General features: G+C 61.6%; 9 protein-coding genes and 1 tRNA gene. 8 read left to right on the forward strand and 2 right to left on the reverse strand.

The annotated features are described in order from the left end of the window. Positions 1-13: 13 nt before the first annotated feature. The 3 genes from AC1DX4_RS32795 (at position 14) to AC1DX4_RS32805 (ending at position 3770) form a co-directional block, all read left to right on the forward strand. Entirely contained in the window at positions 14-1504 is a 1491-nt protein-coding gene (locus AC1DX4_RS32795; protein ID WP_477224265.1) for a hypothetical protein, read from the forward strand. A gap of 208 nt (positions 1505-1712) precedes the next feature. Next, positions 1713-3599, forward strand: coding sequence for an acyltransferase family protein (locus tag AC1DX4_RS32800; RefSeq protein ID WP_477224266.1), 1887 nt, complete (start codon positions 1713-1715; stop codon positions 3597-3599). Positions 3600-3696: 97 nt separating this feature from the next. Then, positions 3697-3770: transfer RNA gene (locus AC1DX4_RS32805), tRNA-Gly, on the forward strand. Positions 3771-3857: 87 nt separating this feature from the next. Here the strand turns inward: AC1DX4_RS32805 and AC1DX4_RS32810 are convergent. Next, entirely contained in the window at positions 3858-4619 is a 762-nt protein-coding gene (locus AC1DX4_RS32810; protein ID WP_477224267.1) for a Stf0 family sulfotransferase, read from the reverse strand. 335 nt (positions 4620-4954) lie between these two features. On the opposite strand from AC1DX4_RS32810, the gene AC1DX4_RS32815 reads away from it, so the two are divergent. Beyond that, on the forward strand, positions 4955-5221 hold the full coding sequence (locus tag AC1DX4_RS32815; RefSeq protein WP_477224268.1) for a hypothetical protein: 267 nt from the start codon (positions 4955-4957) through the stop codon (positions 5219-5221). Positions 5222-5356: 135 nt separating this feature from the next. Here the strand turns inward: AC1DX4_RS32815 and AC1DX4_RS32820 are convergent, their stop codons facing one another. Continuing rightward, the gene (locus AC1DX4_RS32820; protein ID WP_477224269.1) at positions 5357-6346 is read right to left on the reverse strand and encodes a LysR family transcriptional regulator; all 990 of its coding nucleotides are present in this window, start codon (positions 6344-6346) and stop codon (positions 5357-5359) included. Between the two features lie 314 nt (positions 6347-6660). On the opposite strand from AC1DX4_RS32820, the gene chvE reads away from it, so the two are divergent. The 4 genes from chvE to araD1 all read left to right on the forward strand — a co-directional run bounded on the left by chvE (position 6661) and on the right by araD1 (position 11869). Then, positions 6661-7731, forward strand: coding sequence for a multiple monosaccharide ABC transporter substrate-binding protein (gene chvE / locus AC1DX4_RS32825; protein WP_477224270.1), 1071 nt, complete (start codon positions 6661-6663; stop codon positions 7729-7731). A gap of 122 nt (positions 7732-7853) precedes the next feature. Continuing rightward, positions 7854-9386, forward strand: a complete 1533-nt coding sequence (mmsA, locus tag AC1DX4_RS32830) for a multiple monosaccharide ABC transporter ATP-binding protein (RefSeq protein ID WP_477224271.1) — start codon at positions 7854-7856, stop codon at positions 9384-9386. Then, the gene (gene mmsB, locus AC1DX4_RS32835) at positions 9383-10669 is read left to right on the forward strand and encodes a multiple monosaccharide ABC transporter permease (protein WP_477224272.1); all 1287 of its coding nucleotides are present in this window, start codon (positions 9383-9385) and stop codon (positions 10667-10669) included. Before mmsA ends, mmsB begins: the two co-directional genes overlap by 4 nt. Before the next feature lie 207 nt (positions 10670-10876). Next, positions 10877-11869 carry an AraD1 family protein gene (gene araD1, locus AC1DX4_RS32840; RefSeq protein WP_477224273.1) on the forward strand — a complete coding sequence of 331 codons (993 nt, stop codon included), beginning with the start codon at positions 10877-10879 and terminating at the stop codon, positions 11867-11869. Positions 11870-12196: the final 327 nt, after the last annotated feature.

Here is a 12196-nt window from a genome sequence, read left to right on the forward strand (position 1 = left end):
GCGGAGTCGCGACATGACCCAGGTTGCGGCAATCGCGACGGCGACGCCGTCGCTCGGGGACGCGCAACGCATCAGGCTGGTATTCTGCCTTCTCGGCGCCTGTATCGTGGCCTCCGTGCTCACCGCCTTTGCCGGCGCGATCCTGCAGGATCCCGACAATTGGTGGCAAGTGAAGGTCGGGCTCGACTTCCTGGAGAATCGGACGTTTCCTGCCGTCGACCCCTATTCCTATACGTTCGCCGGCCAACCCTGGATCGCCAAGGAATGGCTGGGGCAGGTCTTTCTGGCCCTTGCCTACCGTGCGGGCGGCTGGAATGGCGTCGTCACCCTGATCATCGTCACGGTCGGCCTGACCGTCTTCCTGATGGGATGGTTCCTCAGCGCATGGCTGAAGCCGATACTGGCGATAGCGCTGGCCTTCGCCGCGGCTTTCCTGATCGCTCCGATCTATACGGCGCGCCCCCACGTCTTCACCTTGCCGATCATCGTCGTCTGGACGGCAATGCTGTTTCGTGCCGCGCAGGATGAGAAGGCCCCGCCTTTGTGGCTGCTCGTGCTTGTCGTCTTGTGGGCCAACCTGCATGCCACGTTCACCCTGAGCTTCGTCATCGCCGCCTTTGCCGGGCTCGTTCTGCTGGCGCGCTCGGGCCTGTCGAAACCCGTCCTGCTGGCAAAATGGGTCGCTTTCGGCCTGCTCTGCCCCCTGGTCAGCTTGCTGCATCCCTATGGCGTGAAAGCCATCCTGGCGACGTTCACCGTGGCATATGGCAACGAGGCGGTGCCTCTTATCCTGGAGTGGCGACCGTTCAATGCCCAGGAGCAGCTCTTCCAGGAAGCGGCGATGCTGTTGGCGCTTTTCGGGCTTTTGGTATCGAGACCGCGGATCGGCTGGGCCAAGGCGTTGTTCATCGTCTTCGCCTTGCATGTCTATCTCGCCCATCTGCGATTTGTATATCTGCCCTTCCTGTTGATCCCCTTGGTGATCGCGGTCGAGGTCGCACTGCAATATCCTTCGCTCTCAACCACGACCTGGCTGGCGGAAAAGCGTGACGGGCTGGAAAAACTCTTCGCCAGCCGGTTCTACGCGATCTCAGGCGCGTTGGCTGTCTTGCTGGTCGGCTCGGTCTTCATCCTCGGCAGTGCCTACCAGGTGGCGCCGAGCCCGAAAACATCCGCCAGCGGCGCCCTCGCATTCGCCAAGGATCACCATCTCACAGGCAACGTGCTGAATTCCTACAATTTCGGCGGCACGCTGATTTTCCACGGCATCAAGACCTATATCGACGGCAGGACGGATCAGCTGTTCCTGGGCGGGTTCACGAAAGCCGACGACGCGACGGGGCGCAGTGACGGAAAACCGCTGCTCGATGCCCAGCTGAAAAAATACGCCATCGGCTGGGCACTCCTTACGGCCGACGACACCCGCATCCCCTTCCTCACGGAGTTGGGCTGGAAGCGGGCCTACGCGGACGACGACGCCGTGATCTACCTGCCCGGCGCCTGATTTTCGACGCCTGTGCCTATCGGGTTCGCCAATCGAATCCCGGTTTGCCTTGACACCTATGTTGCAGTGCAGCAAAGTTGCGCAACAGAGGATGGGCCTGTGCGATCAACGAACCGACATTTTCCACAGTATCAGGACGTCGTCGCATGAGCAGTGCTCCAAGCTGCGGCATGCGAATACCGCCGACCGCATCATGCGGAGCGGCCAGATGAACTACAGACGCGACATCGATGGCCTGCGGGCCGTCGCGGTGCTGCCCGTCGTGCTGTTCCATTTCGGCGTGTCCGCCATTCCCGGCGGCTTCACGGGCGTCGACATCTTCTTCGTCATATCGGGTTATCTGATCAGTGGCAGCCTGCTCGACGACCTCGAGCGCGGCCAGTTCTCGATCGGCCGCTTCTACTGGCGCCGTGCGCGGCGCATCCTGCCGGCGCTGACTTTCGTCATCCTGCTCGCAAGCGTCGCCGCCTGGTTCATTCTGCTGCCGTCGGACCTCCACGAATACAGTCTCAGCGTGATCGCGGCCTCGACCTTCTGGTCGAACATCTATTTCTGGAAAACGACCAACTATTTCTCCATCGACGCGGAACTGCGGCCACTGCTGCACACATGGTCGCTTTCGGTCGAGGAGCAGTATTATATCTTCGCACCGATCCTAGTGTATCTGATCTACCGCTATGCCGCGAAGCGCTGGCTGACGATATTGCTGCCGATCGCCATAGGCAGTTTTGCCCTGGCGGTCATGGCAACCACGCTGGCGCCGACCGCCGGCTTCTACCTGCTGCCAACGCGCATCTGGGAACTGGCGCTGGGCGCCATTCTGATGCTGAAAAAACCGCCGGCGCTGGCCAGCCGTCCGCTGACGGAACTGATCGGCCTCGCCGGCTTTGGCCTGATTGGCTTTGGCTTTCTGACAATTTCGGAGAGCGACCCGTTTCCGGGCTACAATGCCTTGTTTCCCTGTATCGGAACGGCGCTTCTTATCTATGCGGGCCAGCCCCACGCCGACAGGCTGGAGCCTGTCGCCACACGCGTGCTTCGGTTTGCGCCGCTGGTCTGGGTCGGCCTCATCTCCTACTCACTTTATCTCGTCCACTGGCCGATCAATTCATTCGTCCACTATCTCTCGCTGAAAGCCATCGGCGTGCCGACGATCATGGCGATGATGGTGGCGAGCTTCGCCCTGGCGACGTTCTCGTGGAAATATGTCGAGCAGCCCTTCCGCCGGAAGGGGCCTCTCACCGCTCCGCTGCCCATCTTCGCCTTTTCGGCGACAGCGATCGCCTTGCTGTGCGTCGGCGGCATGGCCGGTGTGCTCGGCAAGGGGTTTCCACAACGGTTCCCGGACTTCTCGACGGAGCGGGTACTGGTGGGTGACTGGCGCAACGGCGTCTGCTTCAACGAAGGCGGGAGCCCGATCGAGGACTGGAACCTCGCGGACTGCACGCGCACACATGGCTTTGCCACCAATGTGCTGCTGTGGGGCGATTCCTTCGCGGCGCATTATGTGTCGGGGCTGGAGGCCAACGCTGAGAAAATCCAGGCCAATGTCATCCAGTACACCTATGCCGGCTGCCCCCCCAACCTGAGCTACTTTTCCTACGCCCGGCCGGCCTGCACGCGCTTCAACGAACGGGCGCTGTCGATCATCCGCGAAGCCAACATCCAGGCCGTGATCCTGAGCGGCCGATGGACCGACTACCAGGCCAGGGGTTTTGACGGCCTGCAGCAGACGATCGACCGGCTGCGCGACATGGGCGTCAAGGTCTATGTCATCGGCCAGTCTCCGGAATTCATCGCCGACGTCCAGAAGATCGCTTTCTTCGCGAGACGGGACCATGTCGCCAACACATCCTGGCCGATGGCCATGGATCCGGATATCAACAAGCAGGTGCTGCCGTTTACCAAAGGGGCCACCTTCATCGACCCGCTGGCCTACCTCTGCGACACGGCCGGCTGTTCCTACGCCGACGCCGGCACCAGGCAGTTTCTCTACTTCGACTACGGCCATTTCTCTTCTGCCGGCGCGACGCTCGCCATCTCGAAATATTGGCCAAGCTTTGCCGCCAGCAACAAAGTCGCGAAGGCAAAATAGAAATCGCGGGCCAGCGCTGGGGGGACCGCGAAAGCGCTTGTTCAGGGATCGCTTTGCGATTGCCCGAAGGCCGAACCTCATGGTAACGAGGGCACGCGCGGGTATGATGTAATGGTAGCCTGTCAGCTTCCCAAGCTGAACGCGCGGGTTCGATTCCCGCTACCCGCTCCAGCATATGCCGAAGGGCTATGCGCCTGATGTTGAGGGTCCCGGCATCATCCACACCCCCTGAGGTGGAAATTAATTGCCGACCACGACCTAGAGTTGACTAATTCGCATCTGCTTCTTCAGAAGGAACCGAGCGAGATTGTCGACGTTGCGCGGCGCCATCTTTTCGGGGAGATGCGCCAGCAAATTCTTCGACCTGGCGTCATTACGGTACCGCTCAACCCATTCCTCGGTGTAGGCGTCCCGCTGCAACCGCAAATTCGTCTCGAAATTGCAGTTCGGCATTTCGACCGATAACTGGCGCGCCAACGAGGCGACATACGGACGGGGGTCACTCAACAGATCTTCATAGAAAAAATGGTCGTAGGGCAGATCGGCCATGCGCAGGTAAGCGCCCCAGAAGGCATGGCTCTGCTCGATCCGGAAGTAGACCTGGCAGATGCTGGCGAAGTCGTACTCCGGGATCAGATCAGCACTGCTCGTCGTGCTCTGCCAGCGGCCTGACGCTTTCGCCCGACAATAGGAAATTGCTTGACGAAGTCGGTCTCTCCGTTCCAGCAAGACCAATCCGATGCCATGGCGCCTGATGCATTCGGTGAGGAAGTCGACTCCATACTTCGCCTGCGCCGTCTCAAGGTGCCGCGAAAACACCTTTACAGCGAACCTGCCATTCGCGGTCTTGCCGCGATCAATCACCGCGCAAAGAAGCTCCTCGAATGATTTGGGCTTGAACCCCAGCTTGCTGGGGTCGAGCCATTCGCCTGACTGACCCAATGTCCCGGTACTGTTTGCCAGGCTGCCAAGCCATTCGGAGCCACTGCGGGCTTCGGTCAGTATCGCCACGCCTTTCATGGGTGCCGATTGCCCCTGGTCTGTGGACGTGTAACCGGTGTTACGGGATATGGTTCTGCTCCTTGATGGCCCTCGGCATGGTGGCACCTCAGTCTGTCGGGATTCGATTAGTAATGTCTAATATGATTCGGTCAATTCGATCTTAGATTAAGTTGGGCGGACGATTCCGTAACGGTTGGGTGATCGGTGCCAGTCCGGGCACCGATTGAAACATGCAAACCTTGGCCCGCCCATCTGTGCAGAGACGACACCGGCCACGCTGCGGTGGCCGGCCCTTCGTCAATGGTTCGTCACAGCCAGACGCCGAGCCATACGCGCTCGCGCCAGCAACGGACATGGCGGCGCCCATGGCGCCAGTAGCGGCGGCAAACGCGTCTCCAACCGCGGCGCCGTCCACCATGGCGACGACGCCAATGCCCATGGTCGCGATGATGCCAGCGACGATGGGAGACCTGCTCCACTTCGACGTCCTCATCGCCTTCGAAGACAGCCGGATCCGGCTTGTCCAGTTCATCGAGAATTCCGTTGCCTTGGGGAATACCGGCAACCGCGCGGCCGGGTCCGACCACTCCAGCAAACGCCACGGCCCCCGCAACGCCTAGCATTCCAGTGAGAAACAACCGACGTTCCATCAAAACCTCCCGAGTTGTTGACCACCGGCCCCTCGTTCCCTCGCCCAAAACGGGCTCCAGCGAGATGCCGATTGGGCTGAACGCGCGACTGCACTTCTTGTTCCATCACCCCACTTCGCGCAGGATGAAATCGTGCAGCATCTTGGCGGCCGGCGAGAGCACGCGGTTCCTGACCGTGATCAGGCTGTAGGGCCTGACCTCGATGTCGAATTCGGTCTGGACGACGTCGATGGCGCCGGCGAGCCCGTCGGGATTCTGGATGAATTTCGCCACCTGCACCGAAACCGGCGCGATGGCGTCGGACTGCGCGACCATGACCAGCGTCAAGAGCAGCGAAGAGGTGTTGAGGATACGGTCCGGCAGCGCGATGTTGCGGTTGAGGAAATTGCTCTCCATCGCCTGGCGCAAGGGCGAGCCGCCCGACTGAAAGACCCAGTCATAGGCTGCGGTGTCTTCCAGCCGCACCACGCCGCCCCTGGTGAGCGGGTGGCCGCGACGCACGATCAGGCAGGCCTTCTCGACGCCGATGACACGCGATTCGAACAGCCGCGGATTGAGGTCGTCGGGAATGCGCGCGATGATGAAATCATGGCGTGTGGCGATCAGTTCGCGCGCCAGCACATTCGAGGTCTCGACCTGCATGGTGATCTCGATGCGCGGATAGATGCGGCGGATTTCGCGGATCGCCGGCACCGCCAGCTCGATCGCCGGCGCCGTCACCGCACCGAGAAACACGGAACCGCCCTTGCCTGCCTTGAGCTCGGAAATCTCGCGATCGACCTCGCGCATCTCCAGCAGGATCGAACGCGCACGCCTGGCCAGAGCCTTGCCGTAGGGCGTCAGCGTGATGCCGCGCGGCAGCCGCTCGCATAGCTTGACCTCGAGCACCGCCTCCATCTCGGCGATCATGCGCGAGGCAGCCGGCTGCGAAATGTTCATGACCTGCGCCGCCGCGCTCACCCGGCCATGGTCGTCGAGCGCGACGATCATGCGCATGTGACGCAGGCTGAGACCACTGCGCAGCAGGGTTTCGCCATCGCCCGGGGTCTCATTGTAACCATTTGAAACCCCAGTCGGATTCCGTAACGCTGCCATGGCTTTTCCCCGTCTCGGGCTCGCGACCCTCTGGCATTCGCCAGCACCTGCCACTGCTCATAGCATATACCACTTGCGGTATAGCAACCATCAAAGATCGCATTTGACAGTTATGGCAAAAGGGTCGCAACGTCAGCGCGTTCCGAGACGCAACGATCGCCGACGATAAAAATCGTATCGATTGAAATCAGCGCCTCGGGACCATGGGAGGATACCGGAGATCGATATGACGGCAGTAGTGCCTTGGCGCTTCTGCACGATTGCGCGGCCCGCGACCCCCGGGGTGCCGCGTCCATCAACCAGGGAGAGTTTACGTGAAAATCATCAAGACACTGGCCGCAGTCGCGGCGCTTGGCATCGCTGCCATGACCTATTCGGCGCACGCAGCCGACAAGGGTCTTGTCGGCGTGCTGATGCCGACCAAGACTTCGCAGCGCTGGATCAATGACGGCGATGCCGTCAAGTCCCAGCTCGAGGCTCTCGGCTACACCGTTGACCTGCAGTATGCGCAGGACGACATCCCCAACCAGCTCAGCCAGTTGGAAAACGAAATCACCAAGGGCCCGAAGGCGCTGATCATCGCCTCGATCGACGGCACCACGCTCTCGGATGCGCTGCAGAAGGCCGCTGACGCGGGCGTCGTCGTCGTCGCCTATGACCGCCTGATCAAGAAGACCAAGAATGTCGACTACTACACCACCTTCGACAATTTCGGCGTCGGCGTGATCCAGGCGAATTCGCTGGTCAAGGGCCTCAAGGAGCGCTTCCCGAACACCAAGCCGTGGAACGTCGAACTGTTCGGCGGCTCGCCCGACGACAACAACGCGTTCTTCTTCTACAACGGCGCGATTTCCGTCCTGCAGCCGCTGATCGACGACGGCTCGATCAAGATCAAGTCCGGCCAGACCGGCATGGACAAGGTCGGCACGCTGCGCTGGCTCGCCGCCACCGCCCAGGCGCGCATGGACAACCTGCTCTCGGCCAACTACTCGGACGGCAGCCGCGTCGATGGCGTTCTGTCGCCCTATGACGGCCTGTCGCGCGGCATCACCGCCTCGTTGCGCGCCGTCGGCTACGGCACGGACGCACAGCCCTGGCCGATCGTGACCGGCCAGGACGCCGAGACCGCCTCGGTCAAGCTGATCATCACGGGCGAACAGTACTCGACCGTGTTCAAGGACACCCGCGACCTCGCCAAGGCCACTGTCCAGCTGGTCGACAAGGTGCTCTCGGGCGGCAAGCCCGACGGCCTCGACGAAAAGACCTACAACAACGACGTCAAGGTCGTTCCCTCGATCCTGTTGACGCCGCATGAGGTCGATAAGTCCAACTACCAGGCGCTGGTCGTCGACTCCGGCTATATCAAGGCCGAAGACCTGAAGTAATCTCGGTTACAAAGACAGGGGTCCTGCGCAACGCAGGGCCCCTTTTCGTTCACCAGCGAGCCCGGTATTGTTACCGACCTCGCCGGCAGTGTTTGCCGACCTCTCAAGGAGCGGTAGTTCCCATGGCCTCGACGATTTTGGAGATGCGCGACATCACCAAGACGTTCCCCGGCGTGAAGGCGCTGTCGAACGTCAACCTGAGCGTCGAGGAAGGCGAGATCCACGCCGTGGTCGGCGAGAATGGCGCCGGCAAATCGACGCTGATGAAGGTTCTGTCGGGCGTCTATCCCGCCGGCACCTATGACGGCCAGATTATTTTCCAGGGCCAGGAATGCCAGTTCAAGGGCATCCATGACAGCGAACACAAGGGCATCGTCATCATCCACCAGGAGCTTGCGCTGGTGCCGATGCTGTCGATTACCGAAAACATTTTCCTCGGCAACGAAAACGCCCGCTACGGCGTCATCGACTGGGATGCCAACGAGGCGCGCACCGCCGCTTTGTTGAAGAAGGTGGGCCTCAAGGAGGACCCCAAGACACTGATCACCAATATCGGCGTCGGCAAGCAGCAGCTGGTCGAGATCGCCAAGGCGCTGAGCAAGGACGTCAAGCTTTTGATCCTCGACGAGCCGACCGCGTCGCTCAGCGAGAAGGACAGCCAGGCGCTGCTGGACCTTTTGCTCGAATTCAAGAAGCAAGGCATGACCTCGATCCTGATCTCGCACAAGCTGAACGAGATCAACCGGGTCGCCGACAAGGTCACCGTCATCCGTGACGGGCGTACCATCGAGACGCTGGCCAAGAAGGACATTTCGGAAGACCGCATCATCACCTCGATGGTCGGCCGTTCGCTCGACGACCGCTATCCGCCGCGCGAGCCCAAGATCGGCGAGATCGTGTTCGAGGTGAAGAACTGGTCGGTCTATCACCCGCTCCATGCCGAACGGCAGGTGATCAAGGGCATCGACATCAATGTGCGCAAGGGCGAGGTGGTCGGCATTGCCGGACTGATGGGCGCCGGCCGCACCGAATTCGCCATGAGCCTGTTCGGCCGCTCCTATGGCCGCCGCATCACCGGCGAGGTGCTGCTCAAGGGCAAGCCGATCGATGTCTCCTCGGTGAGCAGGGCAGTCCAGCACGGCATTGCCTACGTGACCGAGGATCGCAAGACCTACGGTCTCAACCTCATCGACCATATCAAGCACAACATAACGCTGGCCAATCTCGGCGGTGTGTCGCGCCACAGCGTGATCGACGACATGCGCGAGCTCGCCGTTGCCAACGACTATCGCAAGAAGACCAATATCCGCGCTTCCAGCGTCTATCAGTTGACCGGCAATCTTTCCGGCGGCAACCAGCAGAAGGTGGTGCTGTCGAAATGGCTGTTCGCCGACCCGGACGTGCTGATCCTCGACGAGCCGACGCGCGGCATCGATGTCGGCGCCAAGTACGAAATCTACACGATCATCGCGCGGCTTGCCTCGGAAGGTAAGTCGATCGTGGTCATCTCGTCGGAAATGCCGGAATTGTTGGGGATCACCGACCGCATCTACGTCATGAACGAAGGGCGCATGGTCGGCGAAATGCCGGCGTCGGAAGCAAGCCAGGAAAAAATAATGCGCGCCATCGTTCGGGGAGAAGGAAAAGCAGCATGAGCACCGAAAGCGCCCCCGCCCCGCAAGGCGACGCCGCAGTAGAACAGCGCCCACGCATCGCCGTCTCGGCGCTGACGACGAATCTGCGCGAATACGGCCTGATCATCGCGCTGATCGTCATCATGCTGTTCTTCCAGTTCACCACGTCGGGAACGCTGTTCAAGCCGGTCAACCTCAGCAATCTGGTGCAGCAGAACTCGTTCATCATCGTGATGGCGCTGGGCATGCTGCTGGTCATCGTCTCCGGCTATATCGACCTCAGCGTCGGATCAGTCGCCGGTTTCATCGGCGCGCTGGCGGCGAACATGATGGTCATCTGGCAGCTCGGACCGCTCAGCAATCCGCTGGTGGTTTCGATCGTCTGCCTGGTCGTGGGCGGCCTGATCGGCGCGGCGCAAGGCTATTGGATCGCCTATCACCGGATACCCAGCTTCATCGTCACGTTGGCCGGCATGCTGATCTTCCGCGGCATCTGCCAGGCGCTGCTGGGCGGCGGCTCCTCGGTCGGGCCGCTTCCGGACGACTTCAAAATGCTCAGCTCCGGCTTCATCCCGGATGTGATCGGCCCGCTGACGCTCGTCCCGCCGGTCGTGAACGCAGCCGGCAAGACCATCATGGGTAGTGGCGTCACCCTGCACATGACGACGGTCGTGCTGGGGCTGATCGCCGTGCTGGCCTATGCCTATTTCGGAGTCCGCACCCGGCGCAAGCGCGAACGCCACGGCTATGAGGCCGAGCCCTTCACGTTGTTCGTCATCAAGACGCTGGTCGCCAGCGCGCTGGCGCTGTTCCTGGTCTATGAGTTCGCCAGCTACCGTGGCCTGCCGGTGGTGCTGCTGGTCATGGGCGTGCTGATCACGCTGTTCGTCTTCGTCACCAAGCGCATGACCATCGGCCGCCGCATCTACGCCATGGGCGGCAACCCCAAGGCGGCACAGCTGTCGGGCATCAACACCGAGCGGCTGACGCTGATGGTGTTCATCAACATGGGCGTGCTGTCGGCGCTCGGCGGCCTGATCATCGCGGCACGTCTCGGTCAGGCGGTGCCGGCCGCGGGCCTCGGCTCCGAGCTCGACGTCATCGCCGCCGTCTTCATCGGCGGCGCCTCGGCGATGGGCGGCGTCGGCCAGGTCATCGGCGCGGTGGTCGGCGGCTTCATCATGGGTGTCATGAACAACGGCATGTCGATCATGGGCGTCAATGTCGACTGGCAACAGGTGGTCAAAGGCCTGGTGCTGCTCGGCGCCGTGATCTTCGACGTCTACAACAAGAACAAGGCCTAACAGGCCGGCGAAGCAACGAGGAAGGCATACGGGTCTAGATCGCGATGCTGCCGGCAACCCGCCGGCATCAAGAAGTCCCCCCGGGGATCAAGCCCGCGACCGCAATCCGGACGAAGAATTTCACCCGTGGCGCGGCGAGGTCCGAGCCGCGCAGGTCAAGGTTTGCCAAGAGGCAACCAGGCCAAGACACATGAGAGAGGATTGATCATGCTGATCTCGCAGATTCTCGACGACGCCGAGACCATCCGCGTCGTTGCCCGCAATGGCGGCAAGACCCGGATCATCAACGGCGCCCGCAGTGTCTACTCGCTGGCGATGGAGGCTGCCCGCACCGGCGTCGGCCTCGTCGCGCTGATCGAGCGCAAGGGACTTGGCGAGATGGTCGATCTCGATGCCGCCTACAAGAAGGGGCGGCTGTTGTCGCCGATCAATCACCCCGATCCGGCGCATCTGCATCTCACCGGCACCGGACTAACCCATCTGGGTTCAGCCGCGACGCGCGATTCCATGCACAAGAAGCTCAGCACCGATGGCGAGGAGCAACTCACCGATTCCATGAAGATGTTCCGCATGGGGCTGGAGGGCGGCAAGCCGGCCAAAGGCCAGGTCGGCGTGCAGCCGGAATGGTTCTACAAGGGCAATGGCACGATGGCCGTGGCGCCAGGTGCCGCACTCCTGTCACCGGCCTTCGCCAAGGACGCCGGCGAGGAACCCGAGGTCGCCGGCATCTATGTCATCGGCGATGATGGCGCACCCTTCCGCGTCGGCTTCACGCTGTCGAACGAATTTTCCGACCATGTGACCGAGCGCGTGAATTATCTCTTTCTTGCCCATTCCAAGCTGCGCAATGCCTCGTTCGGACCGGAGATCCTGATCGGCGACCTGCCTTCCGACATCCGCGGCACGTCGCGCATCGTGCGTAATGGCAACACGCTGTGGGAAAAGCCGTTCCTGTCGGGCGAAGCGAACATGTCGCACACCATCGCCAATCTCGAACACCATCACTTCAAATATTCGGCGTTCCGCCAGCCGGGCGACGTGCACGTGCATATGTTCGGTACGGCGACACTGTCCTTCGCCGATGGCGTCAAGACCGAGGCCGGCGATGTGTTCGAGATCGAGGCCGGGGATTTCGGCCTGCCGCTGCGCAACCCGCTCGAGATTGAGCAGCCGGTAAAGGTGGCGGTGAAGGCGCTGTGAGGGCACCCCTTCCCTTCTCCCCTTGTGGGAGAAGGTGGATCGGCGCGCAGCGCCGAGACGGTTGAGGGGTGTTCCAGCGGAGTGAGGCGTCAGTGTTCCCTGGAACACCCCTTGTGTGTTTGGAATCGTGCATTGTTGAGGGTGCCACGGACCAGGTGCTTGCCTGATCCGTGGCGGTGGTCGAGAGCCCGTCGCCCCTCAGGTGGCCTAAACCGTGGATGAGCTGGGGCCCGACCGCCTTCTTTTGTGAACCCGAACAGTTGCAAGGGGCAAGCCCCCGCACACAAGGAAGGGACCGAGGAGATGGTAGCGCAAACGGTTCAGGAC

Source organism: Mesorhizobium sp. P3_A8 (assembly GCF_056402995.1).